The sequence below is a fragment of the Bradyrhizobium sp. USDA 3397 genome (assembly GCF_054060965.1).
On sequence record NZ_JBSSDS010000001.1, the window covers coordinates 6,058,464 to 6,083,592 of the forward strand.

The 25,129-nt window shown below is 64.3% G+C and carries 19 protein-coding genes and 1 pseudogene; 7 read left to right on the plus strand and 13 right to left on the minus strand.

Annotated elements, in window-relative coordinates; genetic code table 11:
• Positions 1 to 90: 90 nt before the first annotated feature.
• From ACVWYQ_RS28005 to ACVWYQ_RS28015, 3 genes are read right to left on the minus strand one after another with little or no spacing between them, the layout of a single operon-like run.
• On the minus strand, positions 91 to 822 hold the full coding sequence (locus ACVWYQ_RS28005; protein ID WP_225111652.1) for an ABC transporter ATP-binding protein: 732 nt from the start codon (positions 820 to 822) through the stop codon (positions 91 to 93).
• Complete coding sequence (locus tag ACVWYQ_RS28010; RefSeq protein ID WP_404545843.1) at positions 819 to 2,588, minus strand: branched-chain amino acid ABC transporter ATP-binding protein/permease; 1,770 nt, start codon at positions 2,586 to 2,588, stop codon at positions 819 to 821. Before ACVWYQ_RS28010 ends, ACVWYQ_RS28005 begins: the two co-directional genes overlap by 4 nt.
• Positions 2,589 to 2,593: 5 nt before the next feature.
• Positions 2,594 to 3,634, minus strand: a complete 1,041-nt coding sequence (locus ACVWYQ_RS28015) for a branched-chain amino acid ABC transporter permease (RefSeq protein ID WP_271542811.1) — start codon at positions 3,632 to 3,634, stop codon at positions 2,594 to 2,596.
• A 173-nt stretch (positions 3,635 to 3,807) separates the two neighbouring features.
• Between ACVWYQ_RS28015 and ACVWYQ_RS28020 the strand changes: the two are divergent.
• Positions 3,808 to 4,328 (plus strand): annotated as a pseudogene (locus ACVWYQ_RS28020) (MarR family winged helix-turn-helix transcriptional regulator).
• Between the two features lie 31 nt (positions 4,329 to 4,359).
• Here the strand turns inward: ACVWYQ_RS28020 and ACVWYQ_RS28025 are convergent.
• The 10 genes from ACVWYQ_RS28025 to ACVWYQ_RS28070 all read right to left on the minus strand — a co-directional run bounded on the left by ACVWYQ_RS28025 (position 4,360) and on the right by ACVWYQ_RS28070 (position 15,679).
• A complete protein-coding gene (locus ACVWYQ_RS28025) occupies positions 4,360 to 5,643 on the minus strand; it encodes a glycerate kinase type-2 family protein (RefSeq protein ID WP_456726578.1) in 1,284 nt (427 codons plus the stop codon).
• A 190-nt stretch (positions 5,644 to 5,833) separates the two neighbouring features.
• Positions 5,834 to 7,063, minus strand: a complete 1,230-nt coding sequence (locus ACVWYQ_RS28030) for an ABC transporter substrate-binding protein (RefSeq protein ID WP_035997932.1) — start codon at positions 7,061 to 7,063, stop codon at positions 5,834 to 5,836.
• A gap of 178 nt (positions 7,064 to 7,241) precedes the next feature.
• Positions 7,242 to 8,471 carry an ABC transporter substrate-binding protein gene (locus ACVWYQ_RS28035; protein ID WP_275497882.1) on the minus strand — a complete coding sequence of 410 codons (1,230 nt, stop codon included), beginning with the start codon at positions 8,469 to 8,471 and terminating at the stop codon, positions 7,242 to 7,244.
• 244 nt (positions 8,472 to 8,715) lie between these two features.
• On the minus strand, positions 8,716 to 9,942 hold the full coding sequence (locus ACVWYQ_RS28040) for an ABC transporter substrate-binding protein (RefSeq protein WP_456726579.1): 1,227 nt from the start codon (positions 9,940 to 9,942) through the stop codon (positions 8,716 to 8,718).
• Between the two features lie 116 nt (positions 9,943 to 10,058).
• Positions 10,059 to 11,294, minus strand: coding sequence for an ABC transporter substrate-binding protein (locus ACVWYQ_RS28045; RefSeq protein WP_035997943.1), 1,236 nt, complete (start codon positions 11,292 to 11,294; stop codon positions 10,059 to 10,061).
• A gap of 30 nt (positions 11,295 to 11,324) precedes the next feature.
• On the minus strand, positions 11,325 to 12,344 hold the full coding sequence (locus ACVWYQ_RS28050) for a branched-chain amino acid ABC transporter permease (RefSeq protein ID WP_036021517.1): 1,020 nt from the start codon (positions 12,342 to 12,344) through the stop codon (positions 11,325 to 11,327).
• Between the two features lie 2 nt (positions 12,345 to 12,346).
• On the minus strand, positions 12,347 to 13,225 hold the full coding sequence (locus ACVWYQ_RS28055) for a branched-chain amino acid ABC transporter permease (RefSeq protein ID WP_035997949.1): 879 nt from the start codon (positions 13,223 to 13,225) through the stop codon (positions 12,347 to 12,349).
• A 13-nt stretch (positions 13,226 to 13,238) separates the two neighbouring features.
• Positions 13,239 to 13,952, minus strand: a complete 714-nt coding sequence (locus ACVWYQ_RS28060; RefSeq protein ID WP_035997952.1) for an ABC transporter ATP-binding protein — start codon at positions 13,950 to 13,952, stop codon at positions 13,239 to 13,241.
• Positions 13,949 to 14,746 carry an ABC transporter ATP-binding protein gene (locus ACVWYQ_RS28065; RefSeq protein ID WP_157283681.1) on the minus strand — a complete coding sequence of 266 codons (798 nt, stop codon included), beginning with the start codon at positions 14,744 to 14,746 and terminating at the stop codon, positions 13,949 to 13,951. The genes ACVWYQ_RS28060 and ACVWYQ_RS28065 overlap by 4 nt, the downstream gene beginning before the upstream one ends.
• Positions 14,747 to 14,812: 66 nt before the next feature.
• Positions 14,813 to 15,679, minus strand: coding sequence for an IclR family transcriptional regulator (locus ACVWYQ_RS28070; RefSeq protein ID WP_271543085.1), 867 nt, complete (start codon positions 15,677 to 15,679; stop codon positions 14,813 to 14,815).
• 131 nt (positions 15,680 to 15,810) lie between these two features.
• On the opposite strand from ACVWYQ_RS28070, the gene ACVWYQ_RS28075 reads away from it, so the two are divergent.
• The 6 genes from ACVWYQ_RS28075 to glpK all read left to right on the plus strand — a co-directional run bounded on the left by ACVWYQ_RS28075 (position 15,811) and on the right by glpK (position 24,951).
• Positions 15,811 to 17,907 carry a 3-hydroxyacyl-CoA dehydrogenase NAD-binding domain-containing protein gene (locus ACVWYQ_RS28075; RefSeq protein ID WP_456726580.1) on the plus strand — a complete coding sequence of 699 codons (2,097 nt, stop codon included), beginning with the start codon at positions 15,811 to 15,813 and terminating at the stop codon, positions 17,905 to 17,907.
• Positions 17,908 to 18,053: 146 nt separating this feature from the next.
• On the plus strand, positions 18,054 to 19,748 hold the full coding sequence (gene pimA, locus ACVWYQ_RS28080) for a dicarboxylate--CoA ligase PimA (RefSeq protein ID WP_456726581.1): 1,695 nt from the start codon (positions 18,054 to 18,056) through the stop codon (positions 19,746 to 19,748).
• A gap of 19 nt (positions 19,749 to 19,767) precedes the next feature.
• Positions 19,768 to 20,958, plus strand: coding sequence for a pimeloyl-CoA dehydrogenase large subunit (gene pimC, locus ACVWYQ_RS28085; RefSeq protein ID WP_404654835.1), 1,191 nt, complete (start codon positions 19,768 to 19,770; stop codon positions 20,956 to 20,958).
• A 184-nt stretch (positions 20,959 to 21,142) separates the two neighbouring features.
• The gene (gene pimD / locus ACVWYQ_RS28090; RefSeq protein WP_404654836.1) at positions 21,143 to 22,285 is read left to right on the plus strand and encodes a pimeloyl-CoA dehydrogenase small subunit; all 1,143 of its coding nucleotides are present in this window, start codon (positions 21,143 to 21,145) and stop codon (positions 22,283 to 22,285) included.
• A gap of 137 nt (positions 22,286 to 22,422) precedes the next feature.
• Positions 22,423 to 23,196 (plus strand): SDR family NAD(P)-dependent oxidoreductase, encoded by a 774-nt coding sequence (locus tag ACVWYQ_RS28095; protein ID WP_456726582.1) that lies wholly within the window; start codon positions 22,423 to 22,425, stop codon positions 23,194 to 23,196.
• A gap of 249 nt (positions 23,197 to 23,445) precedes the next feature.
• Positions 23,446 to 24,951, plus strand: a complete 1,506-nt coding sequence (glpK, locus tag ACVWYQ_RS28100) for a glycerol kinase GlpK (RefSeq protein ID WP_404654838.1) — start codon at positions 23,446 to 23,448, stop codon at positions 24,949 to 24,951.
• The last annotated feature ends 178 nt before the right edge of the window (positions 24,952 to 25,129 follow it).

Sequence of the window (25,129 nt, forward strand, 5' to 3'; positions counted from 1 at the left end):
GACGCGGAGAGACCGTCACCCCGCCCCGCTTCGCATTCCGCTCCGCTACATGCGAAGCGACCCTCCCCCTCCAGGGGAGGGTAGGCGACACTAAATCGCACTTTCGCCTTCGTGCTGGAAGCCGAGATAGCTTGCCGCGACCCGTTCGTTGGCGGCGATGTCGCTGGCCTTGCCGCTGAGCACGAACTCGCCGAGCTCCATGACGTAGGCGTGGTCCGCGATCTTCAGCGCGGCCTGTGCGTTCTGCTCGACCAGCAGCACGGAGACGCCGGCGGCGCGGAGCTCGGTGACGATACGGAAGATGTCGGCGACGATGATCGGGGCAAGGCCCAGGCTCGGCTCGTCCAGCATCAAGAGCTTCGGCTCGCCCATCAGCGCGCGGCCCATCGCGAGCATCTGCTGCTCGCCGCCGGAGAGCGTACCGGCGAGCTGCTTGCGCCGCTCCTTCAGCCGCGGAAACAGCGCATAGACCCGCTCCATCGAGGCTTTGGCCTTGCTGCGCTCGATCCGGAACGCGCCCAGCTCGAGATTGTCCTCGACATTCATGGTCACGAACAATTCGCGATGCTCGGGAACGAGACCGAGGCCCATCGCGACACGGTCCTCGATGTCGAGGCGGGCGAGATCCTGCCCGGCAAAGGCGACGCGGCCCTTCAGCGGCAGGATGCCCATGATGGCCGAGAGAAGCGTGGTCTTGCCGGCGCCGTTGGCGCCGACGATGGTGACGATCTCGTTGGCGCCCACTTCGAGCGAGACCGAACGCACCGCCTCGACCTTGCCATAGGCGACATGCGCGTCGGTGACGGACAACAGCGTGCTCATGCCGCCACTCCGAGATAGGCCTTGATCACTTCGGGATTGGTCTTGATCGTCGCCGGCGTGCCCTCCGCGATCTTGGTGCCGAAATCGAGCACCACGATGCGGTCGGCAAGGTTCATCACGAAGCCCATGTCGTGCTCGACCAAAAGGACGGACATGCCGCCGTCGCGCAGCTCGCGGAGCAGTGCGGCCAGCCGTTGCTTTTCCATGTGGCGCAGTCCGGCTGCCGGCTCGTCGAGCAGCAGCAGCATCGGATCGACGCAGAGCGCGCGGGCGATCTCGACGATGCGCTGCTGGCCGAGCGAGAGCGAGCCTGCCAGCTGGTGCATCTGCTCGGCGAGGCCGACGCGCTCGATCTGGCGGGCGGCCTCGGCGAGAAGCTTGGCCTCGTCAGCGCGGTCGAGCCGCAGCATCGAGGAGATCGGGCCGGAATGGCCGCGCAAATGTGCGCCGATCGCGACGTTCTCCAGCACGGTCATGTCGGGGACGAGCTTGACGTGCTGGAAGGTCCTGCTGATACCGAGCTTGACGATCTCCTGCGGCGGCGCGTTGTCGACCTTCCTGCCGAGCACCGAGATCGAGCCCGAGGTTGCCGACAGCACGCCGGTAATCAGGTTGAAGGTCGTGCTCTTGCCGGCGCCGTTCGGGCCGATCAGCGCGACGATCTCGCGGGCCTGCACGTCGAAGGACACGTTGTTCACCGCGACCACGCCGCCAAACTGCTTTCGCGCCTTCTCGACCTGAAGCAGGACGCCGGTCTCGGCGGGCGCGCGGGTGCGATGCTCCAGCTTCAGCGAGGTGTCCGGCTTCTTGCCGTCGGTGCGCTCGGGGAAGAACGACATCAGCCAGGGCCAGAGGCCGCCGGGCGCAAGCTGCAGCAGCGCCACCAGCATGATGCCGAACACGATGGTCTCGACCTGGCCGGAGCCGGGCAGGATCAACGGCAGATAGCTCTGCAGCACCTCTTTCAGGATCACGACGATCGCGGCGCCCAGCACGCCGCCCCAGACATAGCCGGCGCCGCCGACCACCGCGATGAAGAGATATTCGATGCCCATATGCGCGCCGAACGGCGTCGGGTTCACCGCGCGCTGGAGATGGGCGTAGAGCCACCCGGACAGGCCCGCGAGCACCGCGGCATGGATGAACACCAGCAGCTTTGCCCGCGGCGTGTGGACGCCGAACGCTTCGGCGGCGACATGGCCGCGGCGCAGCGCGCGGATGGCGCGGCCGGTGCGGGAGTCCAAAAGGTTCATCGTCAGCAGGGCCGAGAGGATCACGGCGACCCAGATCGCGTAATAGATCGAGCCGGGCGAGAGCATCTTGAAGGCACCGATCGACAGCGGCGGGATCGCCGAGATGCCGTCGTTGCGTCCCAGAAACTCCAGCTTGCTGAACAGGTAGAACAGCCCAAGCCCCCAGGCGAGCGTGCCGAGCGGCAGGTAATGCCCCGAGAGGCGCACGGTGATCAGCCCGAGCAGCACCGCGAGCGAGCCGCTGACCACGAGCGACAGCGGCAGCGTCAGCCAGGGCGACAGGCCATAGGCCGTCGTCAGCACGGCGGTGGTGTAGGCACCGAAACCGACGAACGCGGCCTGGCCGAACGAGGTGAGGCCGCCGACGCCGGTCAGCAGCACGAGGCCCATCGCGACCAGCGCGGCAAGGCCGATATTGTCGAGCAGCACGATCCAGAACGGGGGCACGCCCGGGATGAGCGGGATCGCCGCCATGAGAATCGCAAAGACGAGGATGGGAAACCGGCTCTGCATCGGGCTCAGTCCTTCTCTTCCTCGACCGCGGGCGCGGCGAGCGAGCGCAGCAGCAGCACGGGGATCAGCAGCATGAAGACGATCACCTCCTTGTAGTTGGAGGCATAGAAGGACGAGAACGCCTCGACGATGCCGACCACCAGCGCCGCGACGGCGGTGAGGGGATAGCTGACGAGGCCGCCGATGATCGCGGCAACGAAGCCCTTCAGCCCGATCAGGAAGCCGGAGTCGTAATACAGTGTCGTGATCGGCACGATCAGGATGCCCGAGAGTGCGCCGATCACGGAGGCCAGCAGGAAGGCGATCTGGCCCGACAGCGTCGTGCGGATGCCGGCAAGCCGCGCCCCGAGCCGGTTGACCGCAGTCGCGCGCAGCGCCTTGCCGTAGAGCGTCAGGCCGAAGAACAGCCAGAGCGCGACGATGAAGGCGATGGTGATGGCATAGACGGTGATGCTCTGGCCGGTGAAGCGCAATGCGCCGGCGGTGAAGGCGCCGGACAGCACGGCAGGCCCGCGCTGGCCTTCGGCTCCGAAGAACAACAGGCCGAGGCCCTGCAGCGCGAGATGGACGCCGACGGAGGCGATCAGCAGCACCAGCACCGAGGTGTGCGCCAGCGGCTGGAAGGCGATGCGGTAGAGATAGAGGCCGATCATCGCCACGATCACCAGCGACAGCGCGATGCAGACCGCGACCGGCGGTTTCTGCGCCGCGAGCGACAGGGTCAGCGCCAGCACGATCGCCGGCAGCACGACGTTGGCGATGAAGCTGCGAACGACCAGCCGCCCGTGCAGCGCCTTGCGCGCCACGAACAGGTCGAAGCCGAACGCGCCGATGCCGAGCGCCAGCGCCAGCTTTGCCGTGCCCGGCATCTGGCCGGCGGCCAGCGAGGCATAGGTCAGCGCGCCATAGGTGACGAATTCGCCCTGGGGAATGAGGATGACCCGGGTGACGGCGAACACCAGCACCAGCGCCAGGCCGAGCAGCGCATAGATCGCGCCATTGGTGATGCCGTCCTGCACCAGGAACAGCATGATGGTGGTATTCAAGACCGGACGCTCCCCCTAATCCGGACCGGTCCCCTCGATTGCGGTGGACGGTCCGTTCACAGCCATTGAAAAACGCAGGCGATATTTGGTATGGTCCATAACAATTATCAAATATAACTTCAAGGGTGGGAACGACCCGCCCCGGAATTTAGCGGGATTACGAGCACGAGGCGATGACCGTTTCCAAAACCGCTGAAAGTCCTCCGACAAGCCGGCCGACCCGGCCAAGGGCCGCAAGGACGCAGGCGAGCCGCAGGCGGAGGCCCTCCAACTCGGCGAGCTTTCCGAGCAGCTGGGCTATGTCCTGAAACGTGCACAGCTCAAGGTGTTCGAGAATTTCCTGCGCTGCATGGCCTCGCTCCAGCTGACGCCGGCGCAGTTCTCGGTGCTGCTGCTGGTCGAGAAAAACCCCGGCCGTAACCAGACCGAGATCGCCTCCACGCTCGGCATCCTCAGGCCGAACTTCGTGGCCATGCTCGACAATCTGGAGAGCCGCGACCTCTGCGCGCGGATCCGCTCCACCAACGACCGGCGCTCGCACATCCTGGTCTTGACCGACAAGGGCAAGGCCGTGCTGGCGCGCGCCAAGAAGCTCGTCGCCACCAAGCACGAGGCCCGGCTGAACGACTTGCTCGGCCAGGCCAACCGCGAAGCCCTGATCGGGATGCTCGCGAAGATCGCCAACGAGTTTTGACTCTTACCCTCCAGGGGAGGGTAAGCGAACGTCAATCCACCAAAATCACCCTGATGTCGTTCACGTTGGTCAGCGTCGGTCCAGGCCGCAGCAGGTCGCCGGTCGCCTCGAAGAACGTGGTGGCGTCGTTGTTGTCGAGATAGGCCTGCGGCTCGAGCCCCAGCGCCTTCATCTTCGCGAACGTCGCCGCATCGATCAGCGCGCCGGCGGGGTCGGTCGGGTGGCCCGCGCCGCCATCGGCGCCGTCGGTGTCGCCGGCCAGCGCGGCGATGCCGGAAGTGTCCTTCAAGAGCGAGGCCAGCGCCAGCGCGTATTCCTGGTTCGGCCCGCCGCGCCCGTTGCCGCGCACGGTGACCGTGAGCTCGCCGCCGGAGAGAATCGCGACGCGCTTGCCCTGGCTGCGTGCCTGAAGCGCCAGCCTGGCGTGATCGGCGGCGACCTCGCGCGCCTCGCCTTCGAGATCGGCGCCGAGATCGATGGTCCCGTAGCCGGCCTCGCGCGCGAGCTTGACCGCAGCGTCCAGCGACTGCTTGGGCCGCGCGATCAGCTCGAACGAGGCGCGCGCAAAGGCGGCGTCGCCCGGCTTGCAGCTCTCGTTGTTGGGATCGTTGAGCGCGCGGCGTACCGCATCGTCGATGTCGAGCCTGTATTTCGCCACGATCGCGCGCGCATCCGCCAGCGTGGTCGGATCGGGCACGGTGGGGCCGGAGGCGATCGCGGACGGATCGTCATGCGGCACGTCAGAGATCGCGAGCGTCACGATCTCCGCGGCGTTGCTGCCGGCGCGGGCGAGACGGCCGCCCTTGATCCGCGACAGGTGCTTGCGCACGACGTTCATCTCGCCGATCGGCGCGCCCGAGCGCAGCAGCGCCTTGTTGACCGCCTGCTTCTGCGCGAAGCTGATGCCGTCCACCGGCGCGATCCAGTTGGCCGAGCCGCCGCCGGTGAGCAGCACCAGCAGCAGGTCGTCCGGCCCGGCCTCGCCCGCGAGCGCGAGCGTGTCGGCCGCGCCCTTCAGGCCCGCTTCGTCAGGCACGGGATGACCGGCCTCGACCACGCGAATGCTGCGCGTCGGCACGCCGTAGCCGTGGCGCGTGGTGGCGATGCCGACGAGGCGCTCCGGCGCCAATCCCAGCGCATCGAGATAATGCCGCTCCGCGGCCGCAGCCATCGCGCCGGCGCCCTTGCCGGCCGCAAGGCAGATCACGCGCCCCCTGGGCGCAGGCCGCAAGTGAGGGGCCAGCACCACGCCCGGATGGGCGGCAGCAACGGCCGCGTCATAGAGCGCACGGAGCAGGGGACGTCGGTCGGTCATGGACAATGGCCTTGCGCAGACTGGACTGGCGGCGACGAGGTCGCCGCCATCTGCCTACCGCATCGTGTGCCGAAGCGTAAGCGCCTTCGCCGTCATTCGATTGTGCAATCGCGTGATCATAATTGCCACCCAAAGGAGAAGCCCCCTGCGCGATCAGCGCAGGGGGCTCGTCGTCCGCGCGTTGCAGTTTCTAGCCGCCGGCGTCGGCGCTGATCACCTCGCCGAACAGATCCCACTTGTCGCCCTTGAACTTCATCAGCTGCAGCGAGCTGATCGGCGCGAAGTCGTTCGGCCCGGTACTGATCTTGATGCCGGGCAGCAGCACTTCGGTGCGGAAGTCCTTCAGGCTCGCCGCCTGCTTCATGACGTTCTCGCGCGTGAGATTGTCACCGCACTTCTTCAGCACCTCGACCAGCGTCTGTGCGACGCCGTAGCCGACGATGGTGCCGCCGTCGAGCTTGTCGCCCTCGGGGAAGTACTTCGTCATGAATTCCAGGAACGCCTTCATGCCGGCGTCGTCCTTCCACTGCGGATCGGAGACGTCCTTCAGATAGGCGGCCGAGATGATGTCCTGCGAATTCTCGAAGCCGGCGGGCTTGATCACGCTGCCGACCGAGGCCGAGACGTTGTTGAGGAAGTGGGTCGGCTTCCAGCCGATCTCGGAAATCTTCTTGATCGCCTGCGCCGCGAACTTCGGCGTGGTGATGTTGATGAAGACGTCGGCGCCGGTGGCTTTCAGCTTGACGATGTGGTTGTCGATGGTCGGCTCCGACGTCTCGTAGCTTTCCTCCAGCACGATCATGCTCGCGGCCTTGGCCCCCAAGCCGTCCTTCAGGCCCTTCAGGTAATCCTTGCCGTAGTCGTCGTTCTGGTAGAGCACGCCGATCTTGGCGTTCGGCATGGCCTTGAGGATGTATTTCGCGTAGATCTGCGTCTCGCTCTGGTAGTTGGGTTGCCAGCCCATGGTCCACGGGAAGTTCTGCGGATCGTTCCACTTGGTGGCGCCGGTGGCGACGAACAGCTGCGGCACCTTCTTCGAGTTCATGTATTTCTGGATCGCGGAGTTCGGCGGCGTGCCGAGCGAGTTGAAGACGAGCAGCACCTCGTCGCTCTCGACCAGCTTGCGCGCCTGCTCCACCGTCTTCGGCGGCGAGTAGGCGTCGTCGTAGGAGACGAAATTGATCTTGCGGCCGTTGATGCCGCCCTCTTCGTTGATCTTCTTGAAATAGGCGGCTTCGGTGCGACCGATGATGCCGTAGGCGGAGGCCGGTCCGCTGTAGGGCATGATGTTGCCGATCTTGATCTCGGTGTCGGTCGCACCGGTATCGTATTTCTTCTGGGCCGTTGCGGTTGATGCCGAGGCCGCGATGAGCGCGAGCGCCAATGATGCGGCCGCAAGCTTGCCGGTGACAGCAGGCATTCCAATCTCCCTGTTTTTTCTTTGTGTGTGCGTCTCTTTTCTTGTCTCGTTTTTCTTCGCGACGCGAGCGCAATTCAATACGATTTGCCCGAAAGCTTCAAGGAAAAGCCCCTGCGGCATGGCCGCAGGGGCTGCGTCTTTCGTCGGTTTGGCTACATCTTGAGCAACTGGTTGATGGTCAGCCGCCGACGTCGCCGCTCAGCACCTCGCCAAATGGCACCCAATGCTCGCCCTTGAACCGGATCAGCTGCAGTTGCGAGAGCGGCGCGAAATCGGTCGCCGAGGTGTTGACCTTGATGCCCGGCAACAGGCCCGCCGGCTCGAAGTCCTTGATGTTGGCGGCCTGCTTCATGATGTTCTCGCGGGTGAGATTGTCACCGCAGGCCTTGAGCACGTGAACGAGGCCTTGGGCGACGATATAGCCGTACATCACCGAGGCGTCGGCGCGGTTGGCTTCCGGATAATACTTATCCAGAAATTCGTTCCAGGCGATCATCGCCTTGTCGTTTTTCCACTGCGCGTCGGTGGGATCCTTGAAATATTGCGACGAGATGATGTCCTGCGCGTTCTCGAAGCCGGCCGGCTTGATCACGCTGCCGATCGAGGCCGAGACGTTGTTGAGGAAGTGCAGCGGCTTCCAGCCGATCTCGGCGTTCTTCTTGATCGCCTGTGCCGCGAATTTCGGCGTCGTGATGTTGAAGAACACGTCGGCGTTGGTCGACTTCATCTTGACGATGTGGGAGTCGATGGTCGGCTCGGAGACTTCGTAGCTGTCCTCGATGACGATCATCGAGGCGGCCTTGGCGCCGAGCCCGTCCTTGAACCCCTTCAGATAGTCCTTGCCGTAATCGTCGTTCTGGTAGAGCACGGCGATCTTGGCGTTCGGATGGTTCTTCAGGATGTACTTGGCGTAGATGATCGACTCGATCTGGTAGTTGGGTTGCCAGCCCATCGTCCACGGGAACGTCTGCGGGTCGTTCCACTTCGTGGCGCCGGTGGCGACGAACAGCTGCGGCACCTTCTTCTGGTTCATGTACTTCTGGATCGCCGAGTTCGGCGGGGTGCCGAGCGAGTTGAAGATCAGCAGCACCTCGTCGCTCTCGACCAGCTTGCGCGCCTGCTCCACGGTCTTGGGCGGGGAATAGGCGTCGTCATAGGTGATGAAGTTGATCTTGCGGCCGTTGATGCCGCCTTCTGCGTTGATCTTGCGGAAATAGGCCTCTTCGGTCTTGCCGATCACGCCGTAGGCGGATGCGGGACCGCTATAGGGCATGATGTTGCCGATCTTGATTTCGGTGTCGGATGCGCCGGTGTCGTATTTCTTCTGCGCGGACGCGGTCGTGGAAAGGGTGGTGGCCAGCACGAGGGCAGCCGAGAGGGCCCCCAATCGCACATGCATTGCAGGCATTTTGATCTCCCTGGACAGGATTGAATGTGTCGATTGTTCTTGTTGGGAGCGATCGTTGCCGCTCCGTCGCACATTCAATACCTATCCAAGGCCGTCAGCAAGACAAACGCCGGTACGGGCCTCGCGCGGGCGGCGATCTCTTCGATGGGATAGTGAATATTCCGGCGCGTGAGATTCTTTTTGCGGGGCAAAACTCACCGCTTGAGTTGCCCTGTGAAAACGAAGCTATCCTGAATTGTGTCGTTCAGTGGCTCATCTCGCTCGAGATGATGTCGCCGAACAGCTCCCATTTCCTGCCCTTGAAACGCATCATCTGGAGCTGCTCGATCGGGGCGAAATCGTCGGGCGCGGTGTTGATTTTGATGCCGGGCAGCAGCGTGTCGGGTGCGAAGTCCTTCAACCTGGCGGCCTGCTTCATGACGTTCTCGCGGGTGAGATCGTCGCCGCACATCTGCAGCACCTTCACGATGGTCTGTGCGGCGGCATAGCCGTACACGACGCCGGCATCGAGCTTGTTGGCCTTGGGCTCGTATTGCGCGAGGAAACTGTAGAACTTCTTCATGCCGTCGTCGGCATTCCACTGCGGGTCGGAGCCGTCCTTGGTGTAGGTCGCCGACAGGATGCCTTGCGAGACTTCAATGCCCGCTGGCTCCAATACGCCGCTGACCGAAGCCGAGACGTTGGAGATGATGTGCATCGGATGCCAGTTGATCTCCGCGGCTTTCTTGATTCCCTGCGCGGCGAATTTCTGGTTTGTGAGGCTGATGAAGATATCGGCGCCGGCCGCCTTCAGCTTCACGACTCGCTCGTCGATTGCGGGCTCGGAAGTGTCGTAGGCTTCCTCCCGCACGATCATCGAAGCCTTGGCGCCGAGGCCCTCCTTCAACCCGTTTAGATAGTCCTTGCCGAAATCGTCGTTCTGGTAGAGCACGCCGATCTTTCCGTTTGGCTTCTCCTTCATGATGTATTTGGCATAGATCCGGGCCTCGCTGACGTAGCTCGGCTGCCAGCCGATGGTCCAGGGATATTGCTTGGGGTCGTTCCATTTCGAGGCGCCGCTCGCCACGAACAATTGCGGCACCTTCTTCTCGTTCATGTACTTGCGGATGGCGCTGTTGGTGGAAGTGCCGAGCGAGCCGAAGATCAGCAGCACGTTGTCGCTCTCGACCAGTTTTCGCGCCTGTTCCACCGTCTTTGGCGGCGAATAGCCGTCGTCATAGGAGATGAATCTGATCTTGCGGCCATTGATGCCGCCCTCGGCATTGATCTTGTTGAAGTAGGCTTCCTCGGTCCTGCCGATCGCGGCATAGCCGGAGGCCGGACCGCTGTAGGGCATGATGTTACCGATTTTGATCTCGGTATCGGACGCGCCGCTGTCGTATTTCTTCTGCGCCAGCGCCTCGCCGCTCATTGCAGTGCACAAGGCAAGCGCGGCCCAGAGCGGCGCAACCTGGGAACGAACGGCGGCCATTGCTCTCCTACCCCGGGATGGATCGATCGCATTGAACAAGATTGGCGCCTGTCGTCAACAAAAAGCCCCCGCGACTGTCCGCGGGGGCTCCTCGTCCTCGATCATCGCGTCACGCGTCACTCGGAGGCGACGTCACCGCTGATGATCTCGCCGAACAGTTCCCACTTCTCGCCCTTGAAGCGCATCATCTGCAGCTGCGCGATCGGAGCGAAGTCGGTGGCGCTGGTGTTGATCTTGACGCCGGGCAGCAGCGTATCCGGAGCAAAGTCCTTCAACGAGGCGGCCTGCTTCATGATGTTGGCGCGGGTGAGATCGTCACCGCACATCTCCAGCACCTTGGCCAGCGTCGACGCGGCGCCATAGCCATAGACCATGCTGGTGTCCGACTTGTCGGCACCCGGCATGTACTTGTCGACGAACTCGTTCCACTTCTTCATGCCAGGGTCGTTGGCCCATTGCGGATCCGTGGAGTCCTTGGCGTAGGCGGCCGACAGCACGCCCTGCGCGTTCTCGAAGCCGGCCGGCTTCATCACGCTGCCGACCGAGATCGACACGTTGGTGAGGATCTGGAGCGGCTTCCAGCTGAGCTCGGCGGTCTTCTTGATGGTCTGGGCCGCGAACTTCGGCGTGGTGTAGATCAGCAGCACGTCGGGATTGGCGGCCTTGATCTTGACGATATGGCCGTCGATCGACGGCTCGGAGACCTCGTAGCTCTCCTCCATGACGATCATGGACGAGGCCTTGGCGCCGAGGCCGTCCTTGGTGCCCTTGAGGTAGTCTTTGCCGAAATCGTCGTTCTGGTAGAGGATCGCGATCTTGGCGTCCGGCTTCTCCTTCATCAGCCACTTCGCGTAGATCTGCGCTTCGCTCTGGTAGGAGGGCTGCCAGCCCATGGTCCAGGGGAAGTTCTTCGGGTCGTTCCACTTGGTGGCGCCGGTCGCGACGAAGAGCTGCGGGATCTTCTTGGAGTTGAGGTACTTCTGGATCGCACTGTTCGAGGGCGTGCCGAGCGGGTTGAAAACGACCAGCACCTCGTCGCTCTCGACCAGCTTGCGAACCTGCTCGACGGCCTTTGGCGGCGAATAGCCGTCGTCATAGGTGACGAAGTTGATCTTGCGGCCGTTGATGCCGCCCTTGTCGTTGATCATCTTGAAATAGGCTTCTTCGGTCTTGCCGATGATGCCATAGGCCGACGCCGGACCGCTGTACGGCATGATGTTGCCGATCTTGATCTCGGTATCGGACGCGCCGGTGTCGTATTTCTTTTGGGCGAGTGCAGCGCCGGAGGTGAGAGTGATGGCCGCCGTTGCCGTGACCAGCGCGGCGGCTCGCAGTGTTCTTCCAAAATACAATTCGGTCTCCTTGGTTAATTCAACGGGGCTTCAGTTCTTCCTGAGCTTGCCGACGAGTTGCTGGCCCAGGATCGCGACCTGCCTTGCGCCATGCGGCACGAGGTAGATGACGAGGAATAGCAGCACGCCGAACACCGCGCCGGAGAGGCCCTTGGAGATGCTCTCCGCCATGTTCGGCACGAAGATGATGAAGGCCGCGCCGACGAACGAGCCGGGCAGCCAGCCGACGCCGCCGACCACCATGCCGAGGAACAGCGAGATCGCGAGCGTGATGGTGTAGCTGTCGGGCGCCACGAACTGCACCGCAATGGCGCCGAGCGAGCCGGCAACGCCGGTGATGCCGGCGGACACGCCGAAGGCCAGCGTCTTGTACAGCGCGACGTTGACGCCCATGGAGGAGGCCGCGATCTCGTTGTCGCGGATCGCCATGAAGGCGCGGCCCGAGCGGGAGCGCAACAGGTTCACCGAGAAGATGTAGATCGCGACCGTCACGGCGAGCGTGAAGTAGTACAGCCACATGTCCTGCGACATCGGCAAGCCGAACGGTGCGTCCGGCTTGGTGACGACGAGGCCCTGCACGCCGCCGGTCCAGTGCTCGAGGAAGTTCAGCTTGAGCAACTGCGGCATCGCGGTCGCGAGCGCAAAGGTCGCGAGCGCGAGATAGATGCCCGACAGCCGCAGCGCCGGCTTGCCGAACAGGTAACCGAATCCGAAGCAAATCACGGCGGAGATCGGAATGGTCAGCGCGTAGTTGACATTGGCATGCTCCATCAGCACCGCAGACACATAGGCGCCGACGGCGTAGAACGCGCTCTGGCCGAGCGAGAACTGGCCGCTTCCGCCGGTCAGGATGTTCAGCGCCAGCACCGCGAGCCCGTAGATCAGGAGCATCGTCATCTGGAAGATGATGAAGTTCTTGACGAACATCGGCACGATCAACAGGGCCGCCAGCACCACCAGCGAGGTGCCGGTGCCCAGCGTCATGGCCCGCTTCGGAACCGCCTCGACCGCCTCGTGGCCCTCGGCGACGACTTCTTCTGCTGCGCTCATGATCAAACTCGCTTGACGATATGCCGGCCGAACAGACCAGCGGGTTTGACGACCAGGACGGAGATGATCAGCGCGAGCGCGATCGGGAGTTTCAGCTCATTGCCGACGCCGGGGATGTAGGTACCGGCGAGATTCTCGAACACGCCGACCAGGAAGCCGCCGACCACGGCGCCGAACGGGCTCGACAGCCCGCCGAGCACCGCCGCGGCGAAGCCGTAGATCAGCACGCCGCCCATCATGTTCGGCTCGAGGAATACGACGGGCGCGATCAGCATGCCGGCGATCGAGCCGATCGCGGTCGCCATGCCCCAGCCGAGCGCGATCATCCAGCTCGTGTTGATGCCGACGAGGCGGGCCGATTCCGGCACCGACGCTGCGGCTCGCATCGCAAGGCCGATGCGCGTGTACTGGAAGAAGAAATAGAGCGCGAGCAGCAGCGCCACGGTGACGCCGATCATGCCGGCCTGGTGCGTCGAGATCAGCTGGCTGCCGAGGAACGGTGCGGAGCCGAACGGGGTCGGATATTGCTTGATCGTGAAGTCCCAGATCAGGCCCGCCGAGGAGTTGATGATCGCAAACAGCGCGATGAAGCCGGCGACGTTGGTGAGCACCGGCGCCTTGACGAGCGGCTTGAACAGGATGCGCTCGATCGCGATGCCGGCAACGAAAGAAAATGCCAGCGTGATCAGGAAGGCAGCCCAATAAGACACGCCCCACTGCATCAGCTGCCATGAGATGAAGGTCGAGAACATCGCCATCTCGCCTTGCGCGAAGTTGAGATGGTCGATGGCCTGGTAGATCATGACCACGGCGAGCGCCATGCAGGCATAAATCGCCCCCGTGGCGATGCCGGCCAGGACCTGGTTGGTGAACAGCTCCATTGTGCCGGCTCCCTCAGTAACCCAGATAGGATTTGCGGATTTCTTCGTTGTTCGCGATGTCCTTGGCCTTGCCGGACATCACGATGCGCCCGGTCTCGATCACATAGGCCTGGTCGGCGAGCTCGAGCGCGAGCTGGGCGTTCTGCTCGACCACCAGGATCGAGACCTTGTCCTCGCGGTTGATCTTGCCGAGGATGCCGAACAGGTCGCGCACCACCAGCGGCGCGAGGCCGAAGGAGGGCTCGTCGAGCAGCATCAGCCGCGGCCGCAGCATCAGCGCGCGGGCGACCGCGAGCATCTGCTGCTCGCCGCCGGAGAGCGTGCCGGCCTGCTGGGTATGGCGCTGCTTCAATACCGGGAAATGCGCGTACATGCGCTCGATGTCGGAGACGATGCCGGCGCGGTCCTTGCGGGTGATGGCCCCGAGCTGGAGGTTCTCCTCCACCGTCATGTTGGTGAAAGTGCCGCGGCCTTGCGGCACGTGGGCGATGCCGAACCGCACGATGCTCTCGGTCGAACGGTTGTTCAGCGGCTTGCCTTCGAACTCGACGCCGCCGGTGGAGCGCACCATGTTGCAGATCGCGCGCAGTGTGGTGGTCTTGCCGGCGCCGTTGGCACCCAGCAGCGTCACGAGCGAGCCCTCGTTGAGCGAGAAGGACAGGCCATGGAGCGCCTGGACCTGGCCGTAATAAGCGCGCAGGTCCTTGACGTTGAGCAGTGGCGTCATTGATCCTTGCTCCCGAGATAGGCCTTGATGACGTCCGGGTCCGCCTGCACCTGGGCGGGCGTGCCTTCCGCGAGCTTCTTGCCGAAATTCAGCGCGACGACATGGTCGGCGATCGACATCACGAGGCCCATGTGATGCTCGACCAGGAGCACGGTCATATGGCGCTCGTCGCGGATTTTGCGGATGAGATCGCCGAGCACATGAACTTCCTCGTGGTTGAGGCCGCCGGCGGGTTCGTCGAGCAGCAGGATCTTCGGATCGGCCGCCAGCGCACGCGCCAGCTCGACCCGCTTCTGCGTACCGAACGGTAGGCCGGACACGACGGTATGGGCGACGTCCTCGAGGTCGAGGTAAGCAAGGATCTCGTGCACCTTCTTGTTGATGCTTGTCTCGCTGCGCCGGACCCAGGCAAGCTTCAGGGAGTCGCTGATAATGTCGCTCGAGGTCTTCGAATGGGCGCCGACGCGGACGTTGTCCATCACCGAAAGGTTGGGAAACAGCGCCACGTTCTGGAAGGTGCGGCCGATGCCGATCTCGGCGATCCGGTGCGGCGGCCGCGTCAGGATGCTCACGCCGTCCATCAAGATGTCGCCGGACGACGGCTGATAGAGGCGCGAGAGGCAATTGAAGAGCGTGGTCTTGCCGGCGCCGTTCGGGCCGATCAAGCCGAGGATCTGGCCCTTGTGCATGTCGAAGGACACGCCGTTGAGCGCGACGATGCCGCCGAACACGACGCTGACGTCGCGAACCGCGAGCAGGGGCGATGTACCCTGCGCGAGCTGTGCCTGCGTCATCTCGTCTCGCTCACGTCGTTCAGTGAGCGATGGGGCGATGCGAGCCGCTCCCGATGATGACAAAGGCTATCTGAATCCCTCGGCCACACGCGCAACTTTTCCTCCTGATTTCAGCTTTTTGCTGCTGTCTTTTTTTGAATGCGGCATCAGACCCCCGAGCGCCGCTTCGATGTTCCTTACCATCGCTAAGAGACGCGGTCCAATGTCGTTGATCAAACGCTCTTCCGTGAAACGGAATGCGGGCGCGCCGCAATTGAATGCGTAAGGTCCGGTTCCGTCGTTGAGCTTGAGCGCGACGCCGGCCGCGCCGATGTCGTCGTGCCAATCGCCGACCGAAATCGCAAAGCCGTATTTCGCGACCGTCTCGCCGGAACGTTCCAAGCCCTCGCGCATCTTCGGCCAACGGCTGCCGTAATGTTCGCGCAGGATGCGCGACACTTCGGCGCGACCTTCGTCATCGAGTGCCCAGAAATAGGCGCGACCCATCGCGCTGGTTGCAATCGGCACACGCGAGCCGACGTCAAGTTGAACGCCGACGGTCTCGCTGCCGCGGCTCTGCCCGAAATAGATCATGCTGTGGCGGTCACGGCCGCCGACGGCGACGGCGCCGCCGGTCGCGCGCATCACCTCTTCGCGGAACGGCTCGGACAAATGCCGAACGCCCAGATTGGCCAGCGCCGCGTAGCCGAGCGACATCGCTGCCGGGGCGAGCTGGTACTTCTCGAAGCGGGGAACCGGCGTGAGATAACCGAGCTTGGTCAGCGTGTAGGTCAGCCGCGACACGGTGGGCTTGGGCAGATTGGTACGGGACGCAATCTCCTGATTGCCGAGCAGGCCGTCATTGGGGTGGAACGCGCGCAATACTTCCAGTCCGCGGGAAAGCGCGACGACGAAATTCCGATCGGTCGCGGTCTTCTTTCCTGTACGCTTCATCCCTGATCTGCTTCTTGCGCGGAGTCGTTGACAACGTCCGTGCTTCAAAATAACCCTGCCGTCAAGATGCGGAATTAAATTCCGCAATGCGAAATCGAAACAAAAGTAAATCCCCATCAAGGAGGGACACCGTGAGCGAAGTGGTCAAGCTTGAGCGTCATGACGAAGTCGGGATCGTCACGGTCAACAGCCCGCCGGTCAATGCGCTGAGTGCCGCAGTCCGAGGTGGGATCCTCGAGTGCATCAAGGCCGCGATCGCCGATCCCGCCATCAAGGGCATCGTGCTGACCTGCGCCGGTCGCACCTTCATTGCCGGTGCCGACATCACCGAGTTCGGCAAGCCGCCGAAGCCGCCCGCGCTCAACGACGTGCTGTCCGAGATCGAAAACTCGCCCAAGCCGGTCGTTGCCGCGATCCACGGCACCGCGCTCGGCGGCGGCCTCGAGGTCGCGCTGGCCTGCCATTTCCGCGTCGCGGTGAAAGAGGCCAAGCTCGGCCTGCCCGAGGTGAAGCTCGGACTTCTGCCCGGTGCCGGCGGCACCCAGCGCCTGCCCCGTGCGGTGGGCCCGGAGCTCGCCGTCAAGATGATCGTCGGCGGCGACCCGATCGGGGCTGCGGAAGCGCTGAGGAACGGCCTGATCGAGGAGATCGTCGAGGGCCCGGCCTCCGGTGGCGAAGCCTTCGTGCGCAAGCTGCTCGCGGAGAAGCGCCCGCTGCGTCGCCTGCGCGACGACGATTCCAAGCTCGCCGCCGCCAAGGCCGACCGCTCCATCTTCACCAATGCGGTCGCGGCCATGACCAAGAAGTCGCGCGGCCTCGAGGCGCCCTTCGCCGCCGCCGATGCCGTCGGCTACGCCATCGACCTGCCGTTCGACGAAGGCCTGAAGAAGGAGCGCGAGGGCTTCCTCAAGCTCGTCGCCAGCGACCAGTCCAAGGCGCAGCGCTACGCCTTCTTCGCCGAGCGCGAGGCCAACAAGATCGCCGGCGTGCCTGAAGGCACCAAGCCGCGGCCCGTGAACCGCGTCGCCATTCTCGGCGCCGGCACCATGGGCGGCGGCATCGCCATGTCCTTTGCCAATGCCGGCATTCCCGTCACCCTGATCGAGACTGGCGATGAGCAGCTCAAGCGCGGCATGGGCGTGATGCAGAAGAACTGGGAGGCGACCGCCGCGCGCGGCGGCATCCCGGCCGATGCGCCCGCCAAGCGCATGGCGCTGATCGACGGCAAGGTCGGCATCGAGAATGTTGGCGATGCCGACCTCGTCATCGAGGCCGTGTTCGAGACCATGGCGGTGAAGAAAGAGGTGTTCGGCAAGCTCGACCAGTACGCCAAGCCGGGTGCGGTGCTCGCCTCCAACACCTCGTATCTGAACATAGACGAGATCGCGAAGTCGACCAAGCGTCCGCAGGACGTGCTCGGCATGCACTTCTTCTCGCCGGCCAACGTCATGAAGCTGTGCGAGATCGTGCGCGCCGACAAGACCGCGCCGGATGCACTGGTGACTGCGGTGACCATCGCGCGAAAAATCGCGAAGGTGCCGGCCGTGGTCGGCGTCTGCGACGGCTTCGTCGGCAACCGCATGCTGGCCCAGCGCGGCAAGCAGTCCGAGAAGCTGCTGTTCGAGGGCGCGCTGCCGCAGCAGGTCGATGCCGTCGTCACCAAGTTCGGCATGCCGATGGGCCCGTTCGCGATGAGCGATCTCGCCGGCCTCGACATCGGCTGGCGCTCGCGGAAAGATCGCGGCATCAAGTCGGAGATCGCGGACGCGCTCTGCGAGGCCGGCCGCTTCGGCCAGAAGACCGGCAAGGGCTACTATAAGTACGAAGCGGGCTCCCGTGCGCCGATGCCGGACCCCGAGGTCGAGAAGCTGATCGACGAGACCTTGCTGCGTCTCGGCCGCAAGAAGCGCGTCGTCAGCGACGAGGAGATCCTCGAGCGCATGATGTATCCGATGATCAACGAGGGCGCGAAGATCCTCGAAGAGGGCATCGCCGCGCGTCCCAGCGACATCGACGTGGTCTGGCTCTACGGCTATGGCTGGCCGATCTACCGTGGCGGCCCGATGTTCTGGGCCGACAGCGTCGGCCTCAAGCACATCGCCGATCGCCTGGCCTTCTACGCCAAGGAGACCAATGACCCCAGCCTCGAGCCCGCCCCGCTGCTGAAGAAGCTCGCCGCGGAGGGCAAGACGTTTGCGTCGCTGGCTGCGGAGTCGAAAGCAGCGTGATGGGAGCTTGCACTCTCGATGTCATTCCGGGATGGCCCGCAGGGCCAGGCCCGGAATCCATCTCGCCTCTGAGTGCGCTGCCCGATGGATTCCGGGTTCGCCCTTCGGGCGCCCCGGAATGACGGTTTGTGCGGTTTAAGGATTCCATGACCCATCCCGGCGAACAGTTTTACCCCGAGGGCGTGCGGTGGGACGACACCATCGTCCTGGGCACGCTGCCGGACCTCCTCTCTAAGGCTGCCGCCGATTTCGGCACGCGCATCGCGCTGGAATTCCGCGACCGACCGATCAGCTACACCGAGCTCGCAAGCTTGGCGGATCGTGCCGCCGCGGCATTCCTGCGCGAAGGCATCGGCAGGAACAGCTCGGTCGCGCTGTTCCTCGGCAACACGCCCGATCACCCCGTCAGCTTCTTCGGCGCGCTGAAGGCCGGCAGCCGCGTCGCCCATCTGTCGCCGCTCGACGGCGAGATCGCGCTGACGCACAAGATCACCGATTCCGGCTCGCGCCTGCTCGTCACCTCCAACCTCCAGGCCCTGCTGCCGACCGCCCTGAAATTCCTGGAGAAGGGCCTGATCGACAAGCTCGTCGTCTGCGAGGACGATCATTGGGGCAAGGTCGGCACACCGCAGGCGGCGATCCCCGACGATCCCCGCATCGTCACCTTCAAGGCGTTCGTCGAGGGCGCCACAGCGCCCGCGCAATGGCCTGTCGTCGCGGCCGACGACGTCGCGCTGCTGCAATATACCGGCGGCACCACCGGCCTGCCCAAGGGCGCGATGCTCACCCACGGCAATCTCACCTCGGCGGTGTCGATCTACGACGTCTGGGGCAAGCCGGCCCGCGCCGCCCGCGGCGAGGCAATCGAGCGCGTGATCTGCGTGCTGCCGCTATTCCACATCTACGCGCTCACGGTGGTACTGCTGTCCTCGCTCCGCCGCGGCAATCTGATCTCGCTGCATCAGCGCTTCGACGTCGAAGCCGTGATGCGCGACATCGAGGTCAAGCGTGCGACCTATTTCCCCGGCGTGCCGACGATGTGGATCGCGATCGCCGCGTTGCCCGATCTCGACAAGCGCGACTTCTCCTCGCTCGTCACCATCGGCTCCGGCGGCGCGCCGCTGCCGGTGGAGATCGCGAGCTTCTTCGAGCGCAAGGTCGGCAAGAAGCTGAAGAGCGGCTGGGGCATGACCGAGACCTGCTCGCCCGGCACCGGCCATCCGCCCACGGGCCCCGAGAAGCCCGGCTCGATCGGCCTGATGCTGCCCGGCATCGAGCTCGACGTCGTCGCGCTGGACGATCCAAGGCGCGTGCTGCCGCCGGGCGAGATCGGAGAAATCCGCATCAAGGGCCCGAACGTCACCAAGGGCTACTGGAACAAGCCGGCGGGATCGACCGAGGCCTTCGTCGACGGCCGCTTTCTCACCGGCGACATCGGCTATGTCGATGCCGACGGCTATTTCTTCCTGGTCGACCGCAAGAAGGACATGATCATCTCCGGCGGTTTCAACGTCTATCCGCAGATGATCGAGCAGGCGATCTACACCATCCCGGGCGTGCACGAGGTGATCGTGCTCGGCATTCCCGATCCCTATCGCGGCGAAGCCGCAAAGGCCTTCATCAAGCTAAGGCCCGAGGCAAAGCCGTTCACGCTCGACGAGCTGCGCGCGCAGCTCGCCGGCAAGCTCGGCAGGCACGAATTACCTGCCGCGGTCGAGTTCGTCGATGACCTGCCGCGCACGCCGGTCGGGAAATTGTCGCGCCACGAACTGCGCCAGCAGCAGAAATCGTCTTCCGGGATTCGCGCTGTTGATGCCCCCGCAATGACGAAAATGAAGTAACGTTTCACAGGAGGATCCGATGGATCTCGCATTCACTAGAGAAGAGCAGGCGTTTCGCGACGAAGTGCGGCAGTTCTTCCGCGACAACGTGCCGCCGGATACGCGGCGCAAGCTGGTCGAGGGCCGTCACCTCTCCAAGGACGAGATGGTGACGTGGTGGCGCATCCTCAACAAGAAGGGCTGGGGCGTCAGCCATTGGCCGAAGGAATATGGCGGGACAGGCTGGACCTCGGTGCAGCACTACATCTTCAACGAGGAGCTGCAGTCCTATCCGGCGCCGCAGCCGCTCGCCTTCGGCGTCAGCATGGTCGGTCCGGTCATCTACACCTTCGGCAACGAGGAGCAGAAGAAGAAGTACCTGCCGCGCATCGCCAATGTCGACGATTGGTGGTGCCAGGGCTTCTCCGAGCCCGGCTCCGGCTCCGACCTCGCCTCGCTCAAGACCAAGGCCGAGCGCCGTGGCGACAAATGGATCATCAACGGCCAGAAGACCTGGACCACGCTCGCCCAGCACGCCGACATGATCTTCTGCCTCTGCCGCACCGACAACAACGCCAAGAAGCAGATGGGCATCTCCTTCATCGTGTTCTCGATGAAGTCGAAGGGCGTCACCGTGCGCCCGATCCAGACCATCGACGGCGGCCGTGAGGTCAACGAGGTTTTCTTCGACGACGTCGAGGTTCCCTACGAGAACCTGATCGGCGAGGAGAACAAGGGTTGGGATTACGCCAAGTTCCTGCTCGGCAATGAGCGCACCGGCATCGCCCGCGTCGGCGTCTCCAAGGAGCGCATCCGCCGCATCAAGGATCTGGCGTCCAAGGTCGAATCCGCCGGAAAGCCGATCATCCAGGATTCTGCCTTCCGCGAGAAGTTGGCGGCCTGCGAGATCGAGCTGAAGGCGCTCGAGCTCACGCAGCTGCGCGTCGTCGCCGACGAAGGCAAGCACGGCAAGGGCAAGCCCAATCCGGCCTCGTCGGTGCTGAAGATCAAGGGCTCCGAGATCCAGCAGACCACCACCGAGCTTCTGATGGAAGTGATCGGCCCGTTCGCCGCGCCCTATGACGTGCATGGCGACGACGGCTCGAACGAAGCCATGGACTGGACCGCCCAGATCGCGCCGAGCTATTTCAATAACCGCAAGGTCTCGATCTACGGCGGCTCCAACGAGATCCAGCGCAACATCATCGCCAAGGCGGTGCTGGGGCTGTGATCTGCCACCTCTCCGCGACAGCGGGGAGGGCAATATTTCCACCGTCATTCCGGGGCGCGACGAAGTCGCGAACCCGGAATCCATCGGGCCGCATACGCTGAGGCGAAATGGATTCCGGGCCTGGCCCTTCGGGCCATCCCGGAATGACGAAGTCAAAAAGTCCGGGTACGAGGAACCAAAGAACATGGATTTTGATCTGAACGAGGAGCAGCGGCTTCTCAAGGAAAGCATCGACGGCCTCTTGACCGATTCCTACGATTTCGAGCAGCGCAAGAAGTACATGGCGGAGAAGGGCGGCTGGAGCAAAACGGTCTGGCTCAAGCTCGCCGAGCAGGGCCTGCTCGGTCTGCCCTTCAGCGAGGCCGATGGCGGCTTCGGCGGCGGCGGCGTCGAGACCATGATCGTGATGGAGGCGCTCGGCAAGGCGCTGGTGCTGGAGCCGTATCTCGCCACCGTCGTGATCGGCGGCGGCTTCCTGCGTCATGCCGGCACCGATGCGCAGAAGGCCGCGCACGTGCCCGGCATCATCGACGGCAGCAAGACGCTGGCCTTCGCCCAGCTCGAGAAGAACTCGCGCTACGATCTGTTCGACGTCACCACGACCGCGAAGAAGAAGGGTGATTCTTACGTGATCGACGGCGAAAAATTCGTCGTGCTCAACGGCGAGAACGCCGACACCCTGGTCGTCACCGCGCGCACCAGGGGCGACCGCCGCGACAAGTCAGGCATCGGTGTGTTCCTGGTCCCGGCCAATGCCAAGGGCGTCGCCAAGAAGTCCTATCCGACCCAGGACGGCCTGCACGCCGCCGACATCACCTTCACCGGTGTCGAGATCGGCCCTGAGGCCGTGCTCGGCAATCCCGAGGATTCGCTCGCGCTGATCGAGCGCGTGGTGGACGAAGCCCGCGTCGCGCTCTGCGCCGAGGCGGTCGGCCTGATGGACGAATCGCTCAAGACCACGGTCGAGTACATCAAGACGCGCAAGCAGTTCGGCGTCGCGATCGGCTCGTTCCAGTCGCTGCAGCACCGCGCCTCCGACATGTTCGTCGCCACCGAGCAGGCGCGCTCGATGTCGATGTTCGCGACCATGGCAAGCGACTTCGAGGACGCCAAGGAGCGCAGCAACGCGATCGCCGCGGCCAAGGTGCAGATCGGCAAGTCGCTGAAGTTCGTCGGCCAGCAGTCGATCCAGCTTCACGGCGGCATCGGCATGACCATGGAGGCCAAGATCGGCCACTACTTCAAGCGCCTCACCATGATCGAGAACACGTTCGGCGACACCGACTACCACCAGCGCCGCGTCGCCGACGCGGGCGGGTTGATCTAGTCACACGACGATTGTCATCCCGGGGCATCGCGAAGCGATGAGCCCGGGATCCATCGGGCGGCATCACGCGCGGTGAAATGGATTCCGGGCTCGCGCCTAGTGGCGCGCCCCGGAATGACCAGATAGAGGGACAACAAATGCAAAACACCCCGTTCGATCTCACCGGCAGGGTCGCCGTGGTCACCGGCTCCAGCCGCGGCATCGGCCGCTCCTCCGCCGAGCTGCTCGCCAAGCTCGGCGCCAAGGTCGTGGTCTCCTCGCGCAAGGCGGAGGCCTGCAAGGAGGTCGCCGACGGCATCAATGCCGCTGGCGGCGATGCCATCGTCATTCCCTGCAACATCGCGCGCAAGAACGAGGTCGAGGCGCTGATCGCGGGTGCCACGAAGCACTACGGCAAGATCGACATCCTCGTCTGCAACGCCGCGGTGAATCCATATTACGGCCCGCTGCTCGACATATCAGATGAAGCCTTCGACAAGATCATGGGCTCGAACGTCAAGAGCAACATCTGGCTCTCCGCGCTCGCGATCCCTGAGATGGCCGCGCGCGGCAAGGGCTCGGTGATCATCATCTCCTCGATCGGGGGCTTGCGCGGCTCCACCGTGATCGGCGCCTACGGCATCTCCAAGGCCGCCGACTTCGCGCTGTGCCGTTCGCTCGCCGGCGAATGGGGCCCGAAAGGCGTCCGCGTCAACTGCATCGCGCCCGGCCTCGTCAAGACCGACTTCGCCCGCGCGCTCTGGGAAGACGAAGCCAACCTCAAGCGCCGCACCGCCACCACGCCGCTGCGCCGCATCGGCGAACCCGACGAAATCGCCGGCGCCGTCGCCTACCTCGCCTCGGACGCTTCGAGCTTCATGACGGGCCAAACCATCGTCATCGACGGCGGCGTGACGACGGCGGCGGTGTAGCCGGTTGACTCCCTCGCCCCGCTCTTGCGGGGAGAGGGTTGGGGTGAGGGGCTTCTCTCCACGCGTGATATCGTCGAGGGACCTGTACCCCCTCACCCGGAATCCGCGCTTTGCGCGAATTCCGACCTCTCCCCGCAAGCGGGGCGAGGTGAACAAGACGGCGCCGCTGGTATTGACCTTGCCGCCCTAATCCGCTCCCTTTGGCGCGACACAATGACCCGTCTCAGGGAAACGCCAAGGTAAGCCGCCATGTCTTTCGTCCTCGCCATCGACCAGGGCACCACCTCTTCGCGCGCGATCGTGTTTCGCGGCGATATTTCCATTGCGGCGAAGGCGCAGGCCGAGTTTCCGCAGCATTTTCCGGCCTCCGGCTGGGTCGAGCACGAGCCGGAGGACATCTGGACCTCGACCGTGATGGTCTGCCGCGAGGCGATCGAGCACGCCGGCATTAGCGCAAAGGATATCGCCGCGATCGGCATCACCAACCAGCGCGAGACCACCGTGGTGTGGGACCGTGCGACGGGCCAGGCCGTGCACCGCGCCATCGTCTGGCAGGACCGCCGCACCGCCGACATCTGCGCCAAACTCAAGGCCGACGGCCGCGAGCCCGTGATCTCTGAGAAGACCGGCCTGATCATCGATCCCTATTTCTCCGGCACCAAAGTCGCCTGGATCCTCGACCACGTTCCCGGCGCCCGCGCGCGCGCCGCGCGGGGCGAATTGATGTTCGGCACCATCGATTGCTACCTGCTGTGGCGCCTCACCGGCGGCAAGGTGCACGCCACCGACGCCACCAATGCCTCGCGCACGCTGCTGTTCAACATCCACACCGGCGCGTGGGACGACGAGCTCTTGGAGATCATCGGCGTGCCGCGCTCGATGCTCCCCGAGGTGAAGGATTCCTCCGCCCGCTTCGGCGAGAGCACGCCGGACCTGTTCGGCGGCCCCATCGTCATCTCCGGCATCGCCGGCGACCAGCAGGCCGCCACCATCGGTCAGGCCTGCTTCCGCCCGGGCATGATGAAGTCCACCTACGGCACCGGCTGTTTCGCGCTGCTGAACACCGGCACAACGCCCGTGGTCTCCAAGAACAAGCTGCTCACCACCGTCGCCTATCAGCTCGATGGCAAGCGCACCTACGCGCTCGAAGGCTCGATCTTCGTCGCCGGCAGCGCGGTGCAATGGCTGCGCGACGGTCTCGGCATCATCAAGCACGCCGCCGAGACCGGACCGCTTGCCGATCAGTCGGACTCCATGCAGAGCGTCTATCTCGTCCCCGCCTTCGTCGGCATGGGCGCGCCTTACTGGAATCCGCGTGTCCGCGGCGCGCTGTTCGGCCTCACCCGCAACACCGGCCCCGCCGAGCTTGCCCATGCCGCGCTGGAAAGCGTCTGTTACCAGACCTTCGACCTCTGGGCCGCGATGCGCGCGGACTGGCCGAGCTCGGAAACCGCCAGCGTCGTGCTCCGAGTCGACGGCGGCATGACGGCGTCGGACTGGACCATGCAGCGCCTCGCCGATCTCCTGGACGCGCCGGTCGATCGCCCGGTGATCCAGGAGACCACGGCCCTCGGCGCCGCCTACCTCGCCGGCCTCCAGGCGGGCGTCTATCCCGAGCCGACCAAATTCGCCGACAATTGGCGCCTCGAGCATCGCTTCAAGCCCAACATGAGCCAGGCCACGCGCGAGCGGAAACTCGCGGGCTGGGCGCGCGCGGTGAAGGGCGTGCTGTCGAGCGACGAGGGGGAGGGGTAGCACGGACTCTTAGCTCCAACCTCGCGAGGCGCATTCCACTGTCTCGACCGTCATTGCGAGGAGCTCTTGCGACGAAGCAATCCAGACTGCCTCTGCGGAAAGATTCTGGATTGCTTCGCTGCGCTCGCAATGACGGAGTGTGGCGCTGCTGTGGTGCCTCAAACGGCGCCGCCCGCTA

What these genes read in the sequence shown, in the direction of transcription:
- ACVWYQ_RS28055 (WP_035997949.1), bottom strand. Translation starts at nt 13,225, where the DNA reads ATGGAGCTGTTCACCAACCAGGTCCTGGCCGGCATCGCCACGGGGGCG.
- ACVWYQ_RS28040 (WP_456726579.1), bottom strand. Translation starts at nt 9,942, where the DNA reads ATGGCCGCCGTTCGTTCCCAGGTTGCGCCGCTCTGGGCCGCGCTTGCC.
- ACVWYQ_RS28025 (WP_456726578.1), bottom strand. Translation starts at nt 5,643, where the DNA reads ATGACCGACCGACGTCCCCTGCTCCGTGCGCTCTATGACGCGGCCGTT.
- ACVWYQ_RS28035 (WP_275497882.1), bottom strand. Translation starts at nt 8,471, where the DNA reads ATGCCTGCAATGCATGTGCGATTGGGGGCCCTCTCGGCTGCCCTCGTG.
- ACVWYQ_RS28010 (WP_404545843.1), bottom strand. Translation starts at nt 2,588, where the DNA reads ATGCAGAGCCGGTTTCCCATCCTCGTCTTTGCGATTCTCATGGCGGCG.
- ACVWYQ_RS28065 (WP_157283681.1), bottom strand. Translation starts at nt 14,746, where the DNA reads ATGACGCAGGCACAGCTCGCGCAGGGTACATCGCCCCTGCTCGCGGTT.
- pimD (WP_404654836.1), top strand. Translation starts at nt 21,143, where the DNA reads ATGGATTTTGATCTGAACGAGGAGCAGCGGCTTCTCAAGGAAAGCATC.
- ACVWYQ_RS28005 (WP_225111652.1), bottom strand. Translation starts at nt 822, where the DNA reads ATGAGCACGCTGTTGTCCGTCACCGACGCGCATGTCGCCTATGGCAAG.
- pimA (WP_456726581.1), top strand. Translation starts at nt 18,054, where the DNA reads ATGACCCATCCCGGCGAACAGTTTTACCCCGAGGGCGTGCGGTGGGAC.
- pimC (WP_404654835.1), top strand. Translation starts at nt 19,768, where the DNA reads ATGGATCTCGCATTCACTAGAGAAGAGCAGGCGTTTCGCGACGAAGTG.
- ACVWYQ_RS28070 (WP_271543085.1), bottom strand. Translation starts at nt 15,679, where the DNA reads ATGAAGCGTACAGGAAAGAAGACCGCGACCGATCGGAATTTCGTCGTC.
- ACVWYQ_RS28030 (WP_035997932.1), bottom strand. Translation starts at nt 7,063, where the DNA reads ATGCCTGCTGTCACCGGCAAGCTTGCGGCCGCATCATTGGCGCTCGCG.
- glpK (WP_404654838.1), top strand. Translation starts at nt 23,446, where the DNA reads ATGTCTTTCGTCCTCGCCATCGACCAGGGCACCACCTCTTCGCGCGCG.
- ACVWYQ_RS28095 (WP_456726582.1), top strand. Translation starts at nt 22,423, where the DNA reads ATGCAAAACACCCCGTTCGATCTCACCGGCAGGGTCGCCGTGGTCACC.
- ACVWYQ_RS28060 (WP_035997952.1), bottom strand. Translation starts at nt 13,952, where the DNA reads ATGACGCCACTGCTCAACGTCAAGGACCTGCGCGCTTATTACGGCCAG.
- ACVWYQ_RS28050 (WP_036021517.1), bottom strand. Translation starts at nt 12,344, where the DNA reads ATGAGCGCAGCAGAAGAAGTCGTCGCCGAGGGCCACGAGGCGGTCGAG.